Source organism: Mucilaginibacter sp. 320_HR (genome assembly GCF_059691875.1).
This window is the reverse complement of the sequence record NZ_JCAWAI010000001.1, coordinates 65,016-82,435: the sequence shown is the minus strand read 5'-3', so window position 1 is coordinate 82,435 and position 17,420 is coordinate 65,016. Positions and strand designations below refer to the sequence as shown.

Annotated in this window: 18 protein-coding genes; 10 read left to right on the top strand and 8 right to left on the bottom strand. The window is 44.9% G+C overall.

Annotated features, from left to right (window positions below; genetic code table 11):
- Positions 1-77: 77 nt before the first annotated feature.
- Both AC59GT_RS00360 and AC59GT_RS00355 read left to right on the top strand, forming a co-directional pair.
- Positions 78-2,012 (top strand): fumarate reductase/succinate dehydrogenase flavoprotein subunit, encoded by a 1,935-nt coding sequence (locus AC59GT_RS00360; protein WP_497235789.1) that lies wholly within the window; start codon positions 78-80, stop codon positions 2,010-2,012.
- A gap of 74 nt (positions 2,013-2,086) precedes the next feature.
- Positions 2,087-2,881 (top strand): succinate dehydrogenase/fumarate reductase iron-sulfur subunit, encoded by a 795-nt coding sequence (locus AC59GT_RS00355; protein ID WP_497235788.1) that lies wholly within the window; start codon positions 2,087-2,089, stop codon positions 2,879-2,881.
- Positions 2,882-2,953: 72 nt separating this feature from the next.
- Here the strand turns inward: AC59GT_RS00355 and AC59GT_RS00350 are convergent, their stop codons facing one another.
- From AC59GT_RS00350 to AC59GT_RS00340, 3 genes are all read right to left on the bottom strand, one after another.
- The gene (locus AC59GT_RS00350; RefSeq protein WP_497235787.1) at positions 2,954-3,427 is read right to left on the bottom strand and encodes a TlpA family protein disulfide reductase; all 474 of its coding nucleotides are present in this window, start codon (positions 3,425-3,427) and stop codon (positions 2,954-2,956) included.
- A gap of 22 nt (positions 3,428-3,449) precedes the next feature.
- Positions 3,450-4,466: a Gfo/Idh/MocA family oxidoreductase gene (locus tag AC59GT_RS00345; RefSeq protein WP_497235786.1), complete on the bottom strand. Its 1,017-nt coding sequence runs from the start codon at positions 4,464-4,466 to the stop codon at positions 3,450-3,452.
- Positions 4,467-4,571: 105 nt separating this feature from the next.
- The gene (locus AC59GT_RS00340; RefSeq protein ID WP_497235785.1) at positions 4,572-5,153 is read right to left on the bottom strand and encodes a DUF4142 domain-containing protein; all 582 of its coding nucleotides are present in this window, start codon (positions 5,151-5,153) and stop codon (positions 4,572-4,574) included.
- A 133-nt stretch (positions 5,154-5,286) separates the two neighbouring features.
- Here AC59GT_RS00340 and gcvH point away from each other — a divergent pair, with 133 nt between their 5' ends.
- The 6 genes from gcvH to AC59GT_RS00310 all read left to right on the top strand — a co-directional run bounded on the left by gcvH (position 5,287) and on the right by AC59GT_RS00310 (position 9,271).
- Positions 5,287-5,667 (top strand): glycine cleavage system protein GcvH, encoded by a 381-nt coding sequence (gcvH, locus tag AC59GT_RS00335; protein ID WP_497235784.1) that lies wholly within the window; start codon positions 5,287-5,289, stop codon positions 5,665-5,667.
- A gap of 74 nt (positions 5,668-5,741) precedes the next feature.
- Positions 5,742-6,062, top strand: coding sequence for a VanZ family protein (locus tag AC59GT_RS00330; protein ID WP_497235783.1), 321 nt, complete (start codon positions 5,742-5,744; stop codon positions 6,060-6,062).
- A complete protein-coding gene (locus tag AC59GT_RS00325; RefSeq protein ID WP_262511264.1) occupies positions 6,049-6,183 on the top strand; it encodes a hypothetical protein in 135 nt (44 codons plus the stop codon). The genes AC59GT_RS00330 and AC59GT_RS00325 overlap by 14 nt, the downstream gene beginning before the upstream one ends.
- Before the next feature lie 78 nt (positions 6,184-6,261).
- Positions 6,262-6,477 carry a FeoA family protein gene (locus AC59GT_RS00320; RefSeq protein WP_117384777.1) on the top strand — a complete coding sequence of 72 codons (216 nt, stop codon included), beginning with the start codon at positions 6,262-6,264 and terminating at the stop codon, positions 6,475-6,477.
- Positions 6,478-6,490: 13 nt separating this feature from the next.
- Positions 6,491-8,605, top strand: a complete 2,115-nt coding sequence (feoB, locus tag AC59GT_RS00315) for a ferrous iron transport protein B (protein WP_497235782.1) — start codon at positions 6,491-6,493, stop codon at positions 8,603-8,605.
- Positions 8,606-8,659: 54 nt separating this feature from the next.
- Positions 8,660-9,271 (top strand): SprT-like domain-containing protein, encoded by a 612-nt coding sequence (locus tag AC59GT_RS00310; RefSeq protein ID WP_497235781.1) that lies wholly within the window; start codon positions 8,660-8,662, stop codon positions 9,269-9,271.
- A gap of 23 nt (positions 9,272-9,294) precedes the next feature.
- Here AC59GT_RS00310 and AC59GT_RS00305 read toward each other — a convergent pair whose 3' ends face one another.
- Positions 9,295-11,271, bottom strand: a complete 1,977-nt coding sequence (locus AC59GT_RS00305; RefSeq protein WP_497235780.1) for an alpha-ketoacid dehydrogenase subunit alpha/beta — start codon at positions 11,269-11,271, stop codon at positions 9,295-9,297.
- 55 nt (positions 11,272-11,326) lie between these two features.
- On the opposite strand from AC59GT_RS00305, the gene AC59GT_RS00300 reads away from it, so the two are divergent.
- Positions 11,327-12,181: a DUF4198 domain-containing protein gene (locus AC59GT_RS00300; RefSeq protein ID WP_497235779.1), complete on the top strand. Its 855-nt coding sequence runs from the start codon at positions 11,327-11,329 to the stop codon at positions 12,179-12,181.
- Here the strand turns inward: AC59GT_RS00300 and AC59GT_RS00295 are convergent.
- The 4 genes from AC59GT_RS00295 to AC59GT_RS00280 form a co-directional block, all read right to left on the bottom strand.
- Positions 12,178-12,723, bottom strand: coding sequence for a dihydrofolate reductase family protein (locus tag AC59GT_RS00295; protein ID WP_497235778.1), 546 nt, complete (start codon positions 12,721-12,723; stop codon positions 12,178-12,180). The two genes, AC59GT_RS00300 and AC59GT_RS00295, sit on opposite strands and share 4 nt — an antisense overlap.
- Positions 12,724-14,115: a LutB/LldF family L-lactate oxidation iron-sulfur protein gene (locus AC59GT_RS00290; RefSeq protein WP_497235777.1), complete on the bottom strand. Its 1,392-nt coding sequence runs from the start codon at positions 14,113-14,115 to the stop codon at positions 12,724-12,726.
- Positions 14,116-14,281: 166 nt separating this feature from the next.
- Positions 14,282-14,812 carry a ribosome maturation factor RimM gene (rimM, locus tag AC59GT_RS00285; RefSeq protein ID WP_497235776.1) on the bottom strand — a complete coding sequence of 177 codons (531 nt, stop codon included), beginning with the start codon at positions 14,810-14,812 and terminating at the stop codon, positions 14,282-14,284.
- Positions 14,813-14,940: 128 nt separating this feature from the next.
- Positions 14,941-15,468, bottom strand: a complete 528-nt coding sequence (locus AC59GT_RS00280) for a 30S ribosomal protein S16 (RefSeq protein ID WP_117384785.1) — start codon at positions 15,466-15,468, stop codon at positions 14,941-14,943.
- A 196-nt stretch (positions 15,469-15,664) separates the two neighbouring features.
- Here AC59GT_RS00280 and AC59GT_RS00275 point away from each other — a divergent pair, with 196 nt between their 5' ends.
- Positions 15,665-17,395 carry a PAS domain-containing protein gene (locus AC59GT_RS00275; protein ID WP_497235775.1) on the top strand — a complete coding sequence of 577 codons (1,731 nt, stop codon included), beginning with the start codon at positions 15,665-15,667 and terminating at the stop codon, positions 17,393-17,395.
- Positions 17,396-17,420 lie beyond the last annotated feature (25 nt).

Genomic DNA, 17,420 nt, shown 5'->3' with positions numbered 1-17,420 from the left:
ACAACAAAAATACCGACAGAGGAAAGAACACAGCTGTTAAACGCTTGAAATCTCGCCTCTTTAATTTAAAGAAGAATATGAGTTTAGATGCTAAAATTCCGCAGGGCCCGCTGGCCGAAAAATGGAGCAAGCATAAATTTAACTTAAAGCTGGTTAACCCTGCTAACAAGCGTAAATACGATGTAATAGTTGTAGGTACGGGCTTGGCAGGCGCTTCAGCAGCGGCATCTCTGGCCGAGCTTGGTTACAATGTTAAGTCATTCTGCTTTCAGGACAGCCCACGCCGCGCACACTCAATTGCCGCGCAGGGTGGTATAAACGCTGCTAAAAACTATCAGAACGACGGTGACAGCGTTTACCGTCTGTTTTACGATACTATTAAAGGTGGCGACTACCGCGCCCGTGAAGGAAACGTTTATCGTTTAGCGGAGGTTTCCGTAAATATTATTGACCAGTGCGTGGCACAGGGTGTACCATTTGCCCGCGAGTATGGCGGCTTGCTGGATAACCGTTCATTTGGTGGTTCACAGGTATCACGTACTTTTTACGCCCGTGGCCAAACAGGGCAGCAATTGCTGTTGGGAGCCTTTTCAGCACTTAACCGCCAGATAAACCTGGGTAAGGTTAAAATGTACACCCGTACAGAAATGCTGGATGTGGTGGTAATTGACGGCCATGCTAAAGGTATTGTTACACGCAACCTGATCACCGGCGCAATAGAAACACACTCCGGACACGCGGTTCTGCTAGCTACAGGCGGCTACGGTAACGTTTTCTATCTATCTACAAACGCTATCGGTTCTAATGTAACAGCAGCATGGCGTGCTCACAAGCGTGGCGCTTATTTTGCAAACCCATGCTACACACAAATACACCCAACTTGTATACCGGTTACCGGCGACCACCAGAGTAAGCTTACGCTGATGTCTGAGTCGTTACGTAATGACGGACGTGTTTGGGCTCCCAAAACAGTAGAAATTGCTGAAAAACTTCGCAAAAAAGAGATAACCGCCGCACAGGTCAAAGAAGACGAAAGAGATTACTTCCTGGAAAGGAAATATCCATCATTTGGTAACCTTGTTCCGCGTGACGTGGCTTCACGTAACGCCAAGGAAATGGCTGATGAAGGCAAAGGTGTTGGTACATCTGGTCTGGCTGTTTATCTTGACTTTGCAGAAGCAATCGAACGAATGGGCGAGGACACCGTAAGGGCTAAGTATGGCAACTTGTTTGATATGTACTATCAAATTACCGACGAAAACCCTTACAAACAGCCAATGCGTATTTATCCTGCAGTGCACTACACTATGGGTGGGCTTTGGGTTGATTATAACCTCAGCACTAATGTACCGGGGTTATATGCAATGGGCGAGTGTAACTTTAGCGACCACGGCGCTAACCGTTTGGGTGCATCTGCACTAATGCAGGGCCTGAGCGACGGGTACTTTGTTATCCCTTACACACTGGGCGACTACCTGGCTACCATCGGCCCTAAACCAGTTGATAAGAACCACCCAGCTTTTGAAAAAACCAAGCAGGACGTAATAGCATACAACAACAAACTGCTTGCATTAAAAGGCAATAAAACTGTAGTAGAATACCATCGTGAGCTTGGCCATATCATGTGGGAGTATTGTGGAATGGCACGTACGGCAGAAGGCCTGACCAAAGCGAAAGCGATGATCAAAGCTCTAAAAGCTGACTTCTGGAAGAACGCAATTTTGACCGGTGAAAACGATGAGGTGAACGCTGCGCTTGAGAGAGCCGGCCGTGTTGCTGACTTTATTGAACTGGGCGAGCTTATGGTTACTGATGCACTTAACCGCAACGAATCATGTGGCGGACACTTCCGTTTGGAGTCTCAGACAGAAGAAGGTGAAGCATTGCGCGATGATGAAAATTACGCTTATGTAGCTGCCTGGGAATTTAGAGGAGAAGACCAGGAAGAAGTGCTGCACAAAGAAGATCTGGTATTTGAAAACGTTAAGTTAACACAAAGAAGTTACAAGTAAGAGTAAGCAAATCAGGCTGCAGGCGACGTTTTGTTGCTGAAGAATGATCAATTTACTCACTAATCTCAATAAAGATGAGTCAAGGAAATATGAACCTGACGCTGAAAGTATGGCGCCAAAAAAACTCACAAACATCAGGTAAGTTTGTGACCTATAAGGCCGAAGGTATTTCTCCGGACATGTCCTTCCTGGAGATGCTGGACGTAGTGAACGAAAGCCTTACCAGAAAAGGCGATGAGCCAATTTATTTTGACCATGATTGCCGCGAAGGTATTTGCGGATCATGTTCATTGTATATCAATGGCCGCCCTCATGGCCCTAAAAGGGCTATTACCACCTGCCAGTTACACATGCGCAGCTTTAGCGACGGCGAAACCATCACCATCGAGCCATGGCGCTCAGCTGCGTTCCCTGTGATAAAAGACCTGGGTACAGATCGTTCTGCATTTGACAGGATACAGCAAGCAGGTGGCTTTATATCAGTTAATACTGGTGGTGCACAGGATGCTAACGCAATACTTATCCCTAAAGTAGTTGCTGACGAAGCTTTCAACTCTGCTACCTGTATACAGTGCGGTGCCTGCGTTGCAGCATGTAAGAATGCATCGGCAATGCTGTTTGTATCTGCAAAAATCACTCAGCTGGGTTTATTGCCGCAAGGCCAGCCGGAGCGTTACAGCCGTGTACAATCAATGGTGGCGCAGATGGATGCTGAAGGTTTTGGTAACTGTACCAATACAGGTGCCTGCGAAGCAGAATGCCCCAAAGAGATAACGCTGATGAACATTGGCCGCATGAACAATGATTATTACAGTGCTAAGCTTTTCCGTGAAGAAAAGGCGCACGAGCACACCGGCGGAGAAAACTAATTTTACGCTTTTAATAAAAAAGCCCTGATCACTAAACGTGATCAGGGCTTTTCTTTTGATGGTTATTTCGGTTTAAACTTTCTTTACAGCTTCAATCAGTTCGGGTACCTTGGGAACTTTCGCAAAGGATTTCACCAGGAAGCCATTCCTGTCGTATACTGCCACAAAGGGCGTTGTGGTTATCTGGTAGTACTTCTGCACGCTGCCGCCGTAACCTTCGGTACCCATAGTAAAGTTCTTGTAGGCAGATATGTTAAAGTCATGGTCAAAGGCTTTAACCATCTTAATGTCCGTAAAAGTTATCATTACCACCTGTAAATCCTTAAAGCTGTTCATCTTCGGCTTCATGTCGTAGATCAGCTTTTGGCAATGGCTGCAATCCGGTGCAAAATAGATAAGCATAACAGGCTTATTCTTCTGCAGATCTGCATTGGTAGTATAGGTATTATCCATTTTGAGCATCTTATAAGGTGCTATAACGGGTGGCTGCGCTTTAATGCAGCCTGTAGCCATAATAAGGCCAAGGGCAAATAAAAGTCTTTTCATCTTTTGGTATAACATCTTTATGCTAAGCTTCCAGCAGCTCCAGCTGCCAGTAAATGTGCTCTTCAGTTACAGGGAATAACGCGTTTTCGCGCACGGTATGATACACAGCATCAAATATCTGCATATAATTGCCTTTATGTGATGGTACCGCTTCTACACACTTGCGGTTGTCAATATCCATTATCACCAGCTTACCTTCGTTTCCTGCCGGTTCTACACCATACTCGCCGTTATCGGGCATCATGCCCTTGTCTAACTGTGCTTCCTGCACATCGGTGCGGTTCTTAACAAAGCTGCCTGCGGTACCGTTAACAATAAACCCGGGCTGTTCCTCAGCAATCAGCAAGCCCGAGGTTAGGTAAACATTAAGCTGATTAGGGTACTTCAGATGAAAATGGAAATAATCAGGAACTTCTGATCCCTCACGATAGATACCCGTGGTTTTTTCAAAAGACAACGGTCTTCCAAACAAAGCAATAGTGTTATCTACCAGGTGTGCACCTAAATCACACACCAGGCCATTTGCGGGCACGTCTTTAGTTTCTTTAAAGGCTTTAACCCCTATCTGTGCCTTGTACCTGTCCATCCTGAAGATCACCTCCTGCAAAGTACCCAAACGGCCGCTTTCGATAACTTCTTTCACCGAAAGAAAACCACTGTCGTACCTGCGATTCTGATATATCATCACGTGCTTCTGCAGCTCGCGGCCTTTATCAAACAAATACTTTATTTGCTCCGCTGTAGCAGCTGCGGGCTTTTCAATCAGCACGTGCTTGCCGGCCTCCATCGCTTTAATGGCATGCTCCAGGTGCAGGTTGCTGGGCGTATTTACTATGACCAGCTCAATTTCATCGTCGTTTAATAAATCGTCTATTGAATTATAGCTGATAACATCCGGATAAATTTCCGCTGCCTTTTTCTGACTGCGTTCTACTATTGCCTTTAACCTGAAATTGGCATTAGTGTGGATGAAAGGTGCGTGGAAAATTCTACCGGACATGCCGTAGGCCATTAAACCGGTTACAATAGGTGCTGACATATTGGTAAAATTATCATTATTAATACACGCGGCAATAAATAATCAACAAAAAAAAGGGGAACAAGCAGCGCCAGTTCCCCTTTTCTCTCTTATTTAAAAAACCGATTATTTCATCGATTTTTGGATGGCTTCTATTTTAGCCAGGTGTGCTTGTACCACAGGCAAGGTTTTGGTAGCAAATGCCATCAGTTCCTTGTCTTTGCAGTTTTTAGAACCATCTTCAAGTAACGATGCAGTTTTTTTATGGCCATCAACCATTGCGTCTACATAAGCTTTATCAAACTCTTTGCCTGATTTACCTGCAAGCTCAGTAGCTTTTTTCTGGTGCTCTTCATCAGGTGCAACCGGTAATGTAATATTCTTGGTTTTAGCAATCGCCATCAGTTCTTCGTTTGCTTTACCGTGGTCCATTACCATCATGTTGGCAAATTCTTTTACTTGCGGGTTTGTTGCTTTTTCAGCTGCCAATTTGCCCAATGCAACTTCTGCAAGGCCACCATTTGCTACGTCAGTAGCAAACTTAGCGTCCATTTCGTCAACTGCTATACCGGTAGCACCGGTTGTAGTTGTATCCTTAACCTGGTTAACGCTATCGGCACTTTCTTTACTGTCTTTTGCGGCATTGTTACATGCCTGGAACGACAAGGCTGCAAGCCCTATCATTGCCACTAAACTGATCTTTTTCATTTTGTAGGTTATGTATTTGTTTTTTAGTTAACACTTTTTCGCACAATTAGTTTTCGGGCACCTTATTCTTGTTAAACAGCAGTATTGTTATAGCCAAAGTTTTGTTATTTTTGACACATATAAAATCAACATTATGAATTTTCCTGCCGAGTTAAAGTATACGAAAGATCACGAGTGGATTAGGGTTGAAGGCAACACTGCTACTATAGGAATTACCGAATTTGCCCAAGGCGAATTGGGTGACATTGTTTACATCGATATCAATACTGTTGGGCAGGATGTTGCCAAAGAGGCTGTTTTTGGCACCGTTGAGGCTGTAAAAACAGTATCTGACTTATTCATGCCGGTAAATGGTACCGTAGCTGAAATTAACCCGCTATTAGATACTCAGCCTGAATTGGTAAACAGCGACCCTTACGGTGACGGCTGGATGGTAAAAATTACACTGAGTGACGTTACCGAGGTTGACGAGTTATTATCTGCAGACGATTATAAAGGCGTAATTGGCGTTTAATGACCGGAAAGCTTAAATATTACGGGCCCGCTATTTTGTGGGCCCTCTTTATTTTAATTATTTGCAGCCTGCCTATGGGCGGGATAGATAAGTCGCCAAGGTTTTTTCCCGGGTTTGATAAACTGGTGCACTGCGGTTTGTTCTTTGTGCTTGCAACGCTTTATTGCTTCGGCAGCATCAGGCGGTTTAAAACCCGGGGCTTGAGAATAGAGATAGCAATGAAGAACACCATTGTGCTGATTAGCTATGGTGCATTGATAGAAGTTTTACAAATGTATATATTTACTTGGCGCACCGGCGACGCTACCGACTTGTTTGCCGACACTGTTGGTGCTTGCATGGGCATATTTGCCGTATTGGTAACTGCTACTGCATTAAATCATGAAAACAGCTAAAATTATACTGCTCGGCATACTTGCCACTGTTGTTGTTTCGTCATGCGGCATCTTTAAGAAAGATTGTGGTTGCCCGCATTTTGGTGCCCGTAAGCCTACTCAAAAAGTTTACAGATCGTAGACGATCATCTAAAAAATACCCCTAATCTTATTTGGATTTATTTTAAATAAGCTTACATTTGTGTAGAAATTTACGCAAATGAATTTATCAGAACTTTCAGTAGGAGAAGCAGGTACAGTAAAAGAGTTTACTGACCTTGAAATGTCTGTTAAACTAATGGAAATGGGCTGCCTGCCCGGAGAAAAGATAACTGTAGCACGGGTAGCTCCACTTGGTGACCCTATTGCTATTCATGTTTCCGGCTATCAATTAAGTTTGCGCAAGTTTGAAGCGTCAACAATAATTTTGCAGTAGTTCTTTTGGCCCATTGAAAGTTGATATAAGAGTAGCGCTCGTAGGCAATCCTAATACCGGTAAATCAACACTTTTTAACGCCCTAACGGGCCTTAACCAAAAAATAGGCAATTTCCCCGGCGTTACTGTTGATAAGAAAGTAGGCTTTTCTCAATTGCCTGATGGCCGAAAGGCCGAAATCGTAGATCTTCCTGGAACATACAGTCTTTATCCCAAAAGCCGCGACGAATCTATTGTATTTAGCGTTTTAGCCGATAAAGATTCAGAATTAACGCCCGACCTGGTGGTCATCATTCTTGATGCTACTAATCTCAAACGCAACCTGCTGCTATATACGCAGGTAGCCGACCTTAAAATACCTGTAATAATTGCGCTTAACATGATGGATATGGCCAAGAAAGCCAATATCCGGATTGATATTAATCTACTATCGGCAAGGCTTGGAGTGCCCGTTGTACCGGTTTCTGCACGTAAAAGCGAAGGCATAGATGAACTGAAAAAAGCAATCTCATATATAAGCAAGTTTGCACTACAGGTAGATACTATTGATGTACGCGCGCTGGCACCAGCATTAATTGATGATATAGCTGAGGAGATAAATACTGACAACCCCTATTTTGCTTTGCAGCTGGCGCACCAGCATGAAACGCTGAAGTTTCTTAAACCGCAGCAGAGTGACCGTATAGAGGAACTGGAGAAAAAACATAATTTCCATTCGCAAAAAGCTCAGGCAACTGAAACCATAGCGCGGTACAATTACATTAACGATGTACTTTACGATACGGTTAAAACACCCGAAACAGCGCACGAAGAAAGCATAAGCAATAAAATAGACCGTGTTCTCACACACAAAGTCTTTGGCTTTTTAATTTTCATTGGGGTACTGTTGTTTATGTTTCAGTCCATCTTTGCATGGTCGGCTTATCCCATGTCGCTTATCGAAGATCTTTTTGTTTGGATAGAAGTAATACTGCGGAACGTTTTACCTGCAGGCCCGGTAGCCGATTTGATTATAGATGGTGTAGTTGCCGGTTTAAGCGGAGTAATGGTATTTATTCCCCAGATAGCTATTCTATTTGCATTTATCTCCATCCTCGAAGATACCGGCTATATGGCCCGCGTAACGTTCATGATGGACAAGATAATGCGTAAGGTAGGCCTTAATGGCAAATCGGTAGTGCCGCTAATAGGAGGCTTCGCTTGTGCGGTACCATCTATTATGAGTACGCGTACAATAGAGAACTGGAAAGACAGGATGATAACCATAATGGTTACGCCGCTTATAACCTGCTCGGCACGCCTGCCAGTTTACGTATTGCTTATATCTCTTGTAGTGCCAAACCGCAACATTTGGTGGCTGTTTAACTTACAAGGGCTTGCGCTAACAGGCATGTACCTGCTCAGCCTGGTATCGGCAATAGTAGTAGCATTTGTAATGAAGTATATTTTGAAGGCGCGCGAGCGTGGATACTTTATTATGGAGCTGCCCGTGTATCGTATGCCGCGGTGGAACAACGTATTGCTTTCTATGTACGATCGTGCTAAGACCTTTGTGCTCGAAGCCGGCAAAGTTATAATTGCAGTATCTGTTATCCTTTGGGTATTATCTTCTTATGGACCGGGCGACCGCTTCCAAAAGATTGAACAAAAGTACAGTGCGCCTAAATATACCGGCAACGTGAAACCTGACGAACTGAACCGGATTATTTCATCAGAAAAACTCGAAAATTCTTATGCCGGGGTACTGGGGCATGCAATAGAGCCGGCAATAAAGCCGCTTGGCTTCGACTGGAAAATAGGCATTTCGCTAATTACATCATTTGCCGCACGCGAAGTATTCGTGGGCACAATGGCCACCATTTACAGTGTAGAAGGTGATGCCGACCGAATAGATTCTGTACAGGATAAAATGCGGAACGCCCGTAATCCGCAAACAGGCAAACCGGTGTTTACGCTGGCAGTTGCTTTCTCCCTGATGATGTTTTATGCTTTTGCTATGCAATGTGCCAGCACCGTAGCCGTGGTTTACCGCGAAACAAAAAACTGGCGCTGGCCGGCCGCACAGTTCCTGTACATGACCGTACTGGCATATGGGGCTGCATTTTTGGTATATAACCTTCTAAAATAACGCGGGACTTTTGTCTGTAAGCTATTCTAATTATCTTTGATACAGAGGTAGACATTGGATAAAGTAAAAGTTCTGGAAAAGTATCTTCCACCGGGTGCGGCCCCTCTTATCGGCCGCTGGATAGATTACTTTAAATGCGAGTTTAAGATCTCCCGTAACCGTAACAGCAAATTTGGCGATTACCGTGCACCTTATGGTGGTAAGGGTCACCGCATATCTGTAAATTATGATCTCAACCCTTACGCTTTCCTGGTAACAACCGTACACGAGTTTGCGCATTTGCATACCTGGAACGAGCATAAGCAAAATGCAAAACCACACGGCACCGAATGGAAAAGCAACTTTAAGCGGATGATGCAGCCTTTTTTTGAAAAGGACATATTTCCAGCAGATATTAAACATGCTATAACCAGTTACCTTAATAATCCGGCTGCGTCCACCTGTTCAGACCTTACACTTTATCGTTCCTTAAGAAAATACGACGCTCCGAAAGAAGATGTACATACCGTAGAAAAGCTGCCTGTAAATGCCGTTTTCAAATTAAAGGACGGTAGGGTATTTCGTAAGGGAGAAAAGCTGCGCAAACGGTTTAAATGCGTAGAGGTAAGCAGCAAGCGGGTATACCTTTTCAACCCTGTTGCCGAGGTGGAATTAATTGAAGGTTAGGGCACCTAAAGTGTGCCCTGCTCTTAAAACCTGAGTAACCTGTCCATACACTCTTCAAGCCTGGCCTTTGCCAGGAACTGATCTTCCAGCGCCTTGTTCATGGGTATAGGCGTATCCAGACTGCCGCACCGCATTACAGGAGCATCAAGATACTTAAACAAGTGCTCACCGATGTAAGCGGCTAATTCACCACCGAATCCGCTGGTGAGTGTGTCCTCATGCAGTATCAGCACTTTGGATGTCTTCATTACTGTTTTCTCAACAGCCTCTTTGTCCCACGGCTGCAAGCTGCGCAAATCAAGTATCTCTATAGATTGGTCCGGATGATTGTCTGCATACTCCATAGCCCAGTGCACGCCAAGTCCGTAGGTAATAATGCTGGCTTTAGTACCCTTTCTTACAATATTGGCCTTACCTATCTCCACATAATAATCATCGTCCGGAACATTGCCGGTAGTGCTACGGTATAGATATTTATGCTCGAAATACATTATAGGGTTAGGATCTTCAATAGCCGACATAAGCAGCCCTTTGGCATCATCAGGAAATGCTGGGTATACCACTTTTAATCCGGGAGTTTTAGTAAACCAGGCTTCGTTAGATTGCGAATGAAACGGCCCCGCACCAGTACCTGCCCCGGTAGGCATTCGTATCACCACGTCTACATGCTGCCCCCAGCGATAGTATGTCTTTGCCAGGTTGTTTACAACCTGGTTAAAGCCGCTGCTTACAAAATCGGCAAACTGCATTTCAACCACGGCCTTATAGCCATTGAGTGCAAGCCCCATGGCAGCACCCACAATACCCGACTCGCAGATCGGTGTATTGCGTACCCGCTCTTTTCCAAATTCTTCAACAAAGCCCTGGCTAATTTTAAATGCGCCACCATACTCGGCAATGTCTTGCCCCATGATTATCAGGTTGTTGTATTTCCGCATACTTTGCCTCAGGCCATCACTAATAGCGTCTATGTATCTTTTACCGGATAATACCTCGTATGGCCTAGGTTCCGGTTTGTGATACATCCGATAGACTGAGTTCAACTCCGTTTGAGCATGGGGTACAATATCCGGCTCGTTGAAAACCTTCTCTATTTCTATATCTATCAATTTTGTGAACTCCTCACGCAGGTAAGGCACCCATTCTTTACGGAGTACCTGTTCATCCAGCAAGTATTGCTCAAAGTTATCCAGCGGATCATGTTGCCGCCACTCTTCAAACAAGTGCTGGGGTACATACTTGGTTCCGGATGCCTCCTCATGCCCGCGCATCCTGAAGGTCATACACTCCAGCAACACCGGCCGTGGTTTCCGGCGCATATCCTGCGCCAGTTCGTTCACGGTATGATAAACCTCAAGTATGTTGTTACCGTTAATTCGTCGTCCCTCTATGCCATAACCAATTGCCCGGTCTACCAACGCTTCACACCGATATTGTTCGTTAGTAGGAGTAGATAGTGCATAGCCGTTGTTTTCTATGATAAAAATGACGGGCAGATCCCAAACTGCTGCTATGTTAAGTGCTTCGTGGAAATCCCCTTCGCTGGTGGCACCTTCTCCGGTGTATACCAACGTCACTTTCTGCTGTCGGCTAAGTTTATCAGCCAGTGCTATACCATCGGCTAAGGCAAGTTGCGGCCCCAAATGCGAGATCATTCCAATTACCTTGTACTCCTGGGTGCCAAAATGAAAGGACCTGTCGCGGCCCCGCGTAAAGCCGGACATCTTGCCCTGCCACTGTGCCATTAAGCGTGATATAGGGATATTTCGCGCGGTAAATACGCCCAAATTGCGATGCATGGGCAAGATGTATTCATCAGGCTGCATAGCAAGCGTACTGCCTACAGCAATAGCTTCCTGGCCAATACCGGAGAACCATTTGGATATGCGGCCCTGGCGCAGCAGGATCAGCATCTTCTCTTCGACCAAACGTGGCAATAATAGTTTCTTGTAAAACGTTATTAAACCGTCATTATCGATATTTTTACGGTCGAAAATCATACCCCTAATCTAAGAAGTTTTTAAAACTTTGTATGTTTGAACATTCCTATTTACTATGAAGCAATTGTACGTTATCCTACTGGTGATATTTGTTGGCTCGGGCCTTGTTGCATTCTCGCCTGACAGCTTTCTGCTCCCCGAGAACTTCTACCTGCATAAAGGCGATAAATTAAGCGTACACCTGCTTAGCGGCGATGACTTTACCAAGGAAGGTGAAGACCGCTACAATTCCAAAAAGACGGTCAAATTTAATATATACGACGGCTCTAAACCTACCGACCTGCTAAAGGTAGCTAAGGACAGCGCCGCCCCGGTACTTAGCTATACTCCTGCAAACAACGGGCTGGTACTTATCGGCATGACGCTTAAACCCGAAGTGAACGAATTACCTCACGAGGACTTTGTGGCTTACCTGCAAAAGCAGGGATACGATAATTTGGCCGATAAAATAAAAGATGATACCCGGTTAAACCTGGTTGAAAAGTACCGGTATTTTCTAAAGACACTGGTTAGTGTTGATAACGGCGGCGGCAGCAATTACAATAAAGTTACGGGCGATGAACTGGAAATTGTGCTTAAACAAAACCCATACAAGAAAAGCTACGGCGACGATATTACCGCTGTTGTAAACTTTCAGGGGAAACCGCTTAAGGAAGGCAATGTAAGCCTTTACATAAAGTCGGCATCTGGCAACGTGCACAAGGACTTGTTTAAAACAGATGCAGATGGCGTATTTAACTTTACCCCGAGCCGGGATGGTATTTACATGATCCGCTGCGTACAGATAGCCCCCTCTAAAACAAACGATGCTGATTTTGATACCTGGTGCGCAACTTACTCCTTTGCATTCAGCAACCGCGATGAGCTACCAAATACCTACAAAGAGTTCGGCTTTGGTGATAAGCACTAAAGCAGGTTAAGCATATCCATGTTAAACCTTGGCTTAATGCTATAACGTAATTGCACAAGGCCGGTAGTGTATGTTTGCTGGCTGATAAGTTCCAGATCAAGCTTTTGCTCAAGATTGCCGAACAGTGGCTTTCCTGATCCAAGTATCACGGGATGAACGGAGAGCAAAAGTTCTGCAACCAGGTTCTTATTTATAAAGGCAGAGAGCAAACTGGCCCCGCCAAACATCCAGATGCTTTTACCCGCCTCATTAAGGATGCCGTCAACCGCGTGATCGAAATTAGTTGACGGGATCACCTCAACATCTTCATTTTTCCCCGGGGTTAACGTGTCCGAGAACACATACATCTTTTTACCCGGGAAGCTATAATCTTCTGCTTTGATCAGCTCGTAGCTTTTACGACCGATAAAAATGGCGTCCGTTTCTTCAAAGAAAGCAGCCATTCCATAGTCCTGGTCGGTTAGGCACCAATCGTATTCACCGTTAGGGCCTTCTATAAATCCGTCGAGTGTAACGGCTACGTTCAGTATGATCTTTCGCATTTAAACTTCTTTGTCTGCCTGGTTACGCTCTGCCCATTGCTGGCTGAACGATTTTTCTGCCACCTGCGGCATCTCACGGAAATGCCCCCATGATTTCTTAAAGAACGTCCGCATCATCCAGTTCTTTGTTTTGCCTTTAAAGAAGTCGGTAAGGCTGCGTTTCAGCATACCTTTTTTCCAAAGCGCCCAACCCCACTTTTCTTTTTTGGGCACTATCCCTTCGTTAACCGCGTCGCGCCTGTTCAGCAGCAGCATTTTATGGATGTCTATCTTCACCGGGCATACTTCGGTGCACTTACCGCAAAGGCTGGAGGCATAGCTCAAATGTTTAAACTCTTCCATGCCCTTCATGTGAGGGGTTATTACAGATCCTATCGGCCCGCTGTAAGTAGTATCATAAGTATGGCCCCCAATGTTCTTATACACCGGGCATACGTTAAGGCATGCTCCGCAGCGTATGCAGTATAAGCCTTGCCGCTGTTCTTTTTGCGCCAGCAGGTTAGTGCGGCCGTTATCCAGCAGCACAACGTACATCTCGTCGGGCCCGTCCGTTTCGTTAGGTTGGCGTGGGCCGCTCAGTATGGTGTTGTAAACGGTTAAGTTCTGCCCCGTACCATGGGTAGCCAGCATGGGCCAAAACAAATCAAGGTCGGTTATAGATGGTATTAGTTTTTCTATCCCAACTACCGCAATGTGAATTTTAGGAAATGAGGTAGTCAGCCTGGCATTACCTTCGTTCTCGCTAATGGCTATACTGCCGGTATCGGCAATCAGAAAGTTGGCTCCTGTTATCCCTACATCTGCGCTCAGGTACTTGTCGCGCAGTAGTTCGCGTGCTTTTTGGGTGAGTTGTTCGGGGGTGGAGTCTATCGGCGTACCAAATCGTTCGTTAAACAGCTTTGCTATGTCCTCTTTGGAGAGGTGCATTGCCGGGGTAACAATATGATAAGGCGGCTGCCCAAGCAGCTGCACTATGTATTCGCCCAGGTCGCTCTCTACCGACTCAACCTGGTGTTGCTCTAAAAACTCATTAAGATGTATCTCCTCCGTAGCCATCGACTTGGATTTGATCACCGTTTTTGCACCGGCTTTTTGGATAATGTTAAGTATCTCGCGGTTTGCTTCTTCGGCATCGTTTGCCCATATCACCTTGCCGCCGCGCTTTTGAAAGTTGGCTTCAAACTCGGGCAAAAACTTGTCCAGGTTCTCCATCACCTTCCACTTTATGGCATGGCCTTTCTTTTTAGAATGGTCCAGGTTTATCATCCTGGCAAGGCCGCGGGTAACAGCTGTATCGTATTTATCAATGTTGTAATTGATAATACGCCGGTGGTCCATCTCAAAGGCTTTCTCCTCCGATGCTACCAAAAACTCCTCTGCGGTATTGCCCATATATGCGAAAGTAATTAAACGCCAGTTAGTTTTTAATAAGTGTTGAAAATAACGCTTTAATCATCGCTTTTTTGACAAGCAAAACAGATCGGCAGCGTGGCGGCAGATGATGGTATCTGTTTACCGCCATTAACAAAAAAGGCGCCTGTTAAAAGCGCCCGGGTATTTATGATTCCAGATAAATATCAAGTAGTCCTTCGGGCAGGTCTACGTAAAACTCTTCCCCTTCAACATCAATGCCTTTTATGATCTCCACATTAAGCGGAAACAACACTTCTTTTCCCTTGAACTGAACAGCTGCAATTAGCTGTTGCGGGTACTCCATAATATCTGTTACCTCGCCAAGTTCCCCGTGAGTTTCATCTACTGCCAAAAAGCCTTTCAGGTCCTTTAGCGTAAACTCTTCTTTCTTCTTTTTAGGCTTTTGCTTGTTAGATACGTAAACATCTTTTTTAACCAGTACCGATGCCTTTTCAACCGTGTCTATATCCTCCAGTTGTAAATAGGCCTGGCTTTTTTGCAGGTATTTAATTGAGCTTACAAAATAAGGAACCAGTTTACCGGCAACGTCAATAAAAACCGAATTCAGCTTTATCTTTTCAGTATCCTCAAAATCAACATAAAAAACCATTTCACCTTTCAGGCCCTTGGTCTTCAGTATCGTACCTATTTTAAAATGCTCAGTGGTATTGCTCATGCGTATTGTTTTTAAACAACAATGGCGAAGACTGTTAGGTGCTTCGCCATTGGGGTAAAAATCAAGAGTTGAGAATCAGGAATCAAGATCCCCAAATCTAAAAATGTTCTTGACTCAAATAATCAATATTATTCAGCGCTTTCTGCTTCAGTTTCGGTAGCAGCTGCTTCTTCAGCAGGAGCTTCTTCTTCAGCAACAGGAGCGTTCTTAGCAGCTATTGCAGCAGCCCTGTCTTCTTTCTTTTTAGCTTCTGCAGCTAAAGCAGCTTTGCGGGCTTCTTCTTTTGCAGATGTAAGGCCGGTTTTCTTACCGGTGATCTTACCTTGTTTTTGCTCGGTCCATTCAGCAAATTTAGCATCTGCCTGCTCTTGGGTTAAAGCACCTTTAGTAACACCGCCCTGTAAGTGTTTTTTGTATAATACCCCTTTGTAAGAAAGTATTGCACGGCAGGTATCAGTTGGCTGTGCGCCATTGTTTACCCACTCGAAGGTTTTGTCAAAATTAATCTCGATAGTAGCAGGGTTGGTGTTTGGGTTGTATGAACCTACACGCTCAATAAAACGGCCGTCGCGTGGTGCGCGGGCGTCTGCCACTACAATGTAGTAAAAAGGCTTGCCTTTTTTACCGTGTCTTTGCAGTCTGATCTTAGTTGCCATTCTTTTATTTTATGTATTCAACATTGTCCCCGGAGTTCTTTCTGCGGGGACGCAAAGGTAATCATATTTATTAAAAATTAAAACCCTTACTATTAATACTTTGATTGTACTTTTACAGATAGCGTAATTTGTTAAACTCCCCACAAACAATTACCTTAACAAGGTATTAATTTAGATATACTAAACCCGCAATGGTATGGAGCAGCTTACTTTACCGGTAATAAGCGAATGCGTTGTTGCTTACGATCTTGATAAGCAGCAACACCTTACTATTGGGCCATACCTGGGAGAACTTGCAGGGTTTAAGCAAGGCACCCCAATAAGCGTACAGGATTTTTGGTTACAGCTGGTACACCCGGCAGATCTGGAAAGGGTTAAGGCCGCTTATCAGCAGATAACCATAAACAACAGCCTGGATATCAGCTATCGCCTTGTGCACGTTAACAGCAAAGAAACGCGTTATATAAGCGAAAGACGAAACATGTACTACGACGGTGCAACCGGCAGCCGCGTAGTAATGAGTATAATAAATGAGCATACTGGCGATACGTCTTTGTCGGTTGCAGGCCAAACCGAAGAGGATGCGCTTAAACGCGAACAGTTCCTGCTCTCGCTCATCAACTCCCAAACCAACTTTTTGATACGGCTGGACAACAAAGGCCATTTCACCTTTGTAAACAGGCGCTACTGCCAGGTATTCGGGTACTGCTCTGAGGAACTTTTGGGCCAGCACTTTTCCATTAATACCGCACCCGAAGATATGGAACGCTGCCAGCTGGCCTTTGAGCGGTGCCTTGCCGAACCCGGCGAGTTAGTAACGCTTATACGCAGCAAGCTGGATAAAACCGGCGCCAGGCATCCGTCTGAATGGGAGTTTATTGCAGTAACAAACCAGAACGGCGAAGTTACCGAGATACAAGGCGTAGGGCAGGACATTAGCCAGCGGGTAGAAATGGAAGAACAGGCCGCGCAGGCAGCTACCCGGCTGGAAAACTTTATTGAGAGCGTTACCGATGGCTTTTTTATAGTTGATAAGAACTGGCGGTTCATTAGAACAAACCCGGCGTTTGAGGAATTGATGAACACGGGCAGGCACAATATTATAGGTGGCGTGTTATGGAACGTATTCCCCTTTTTTGTAAATACAGAATTTGAAAGTGCTTACCGCAAAGCGGCCGAAAACCTGCAGACAGTGCACTTTAGCACTTACTTCACGCCGCTAAAAAGATGGCTGCGGTCTACAATATATGCTTCTACAGATGGGCTTACTGTTTTTATACGGGATATAACAACACAGCGTACAACAGAAGAAGAGCTAAACCGCGCACGGAGGAACCTGGAGTCGTTGATCAACAATATTGATGACCTGATATGGTCCATAGATACCTCCGGGTGCTACATCTATACCAATAACGCATTTAAAAATAATCTTGAAAAAGCAACCGGGCAAAGGCCTGCCGACGGGCAGAAAGTTAGCTATTATGGCTACCCCGGTGCTATAGCCGAACAGTGGAAGGGCTATTACGCCAGGGCATTTAATGGCGACCGCTTTGATGTTGTAAACAATGCGATTGACCCGGAAAGCGGTAACGATGTTTATTACGAGATAAATTTCAGCCCCATTTTTAATGACGAAGGATTAATAGCGGGCGTAGGTTGTTTTGCACATGATATTACCTTAAGGCTTGAGTACGAGAACGAGATCATACTCCAGAATGAGCGTTTAAAACAAATTGCCAACTTAAGCTCGCACGAACTGAGGCGGCCGGTTGCCAGTATGCTGGGTTTACTAAGCCTGATTGACCTTAACCAATTTGATAATCCCGAGAACGAGCAAACCATACGTTACCTTGTAGATGTAGGTAAGGAAATAGACAAAGTTATACGCCTGATTGTTGACAACACTTTCACCGACAAACTGGTCTAAATCAGCTAAAAATTTTTTGATTTTG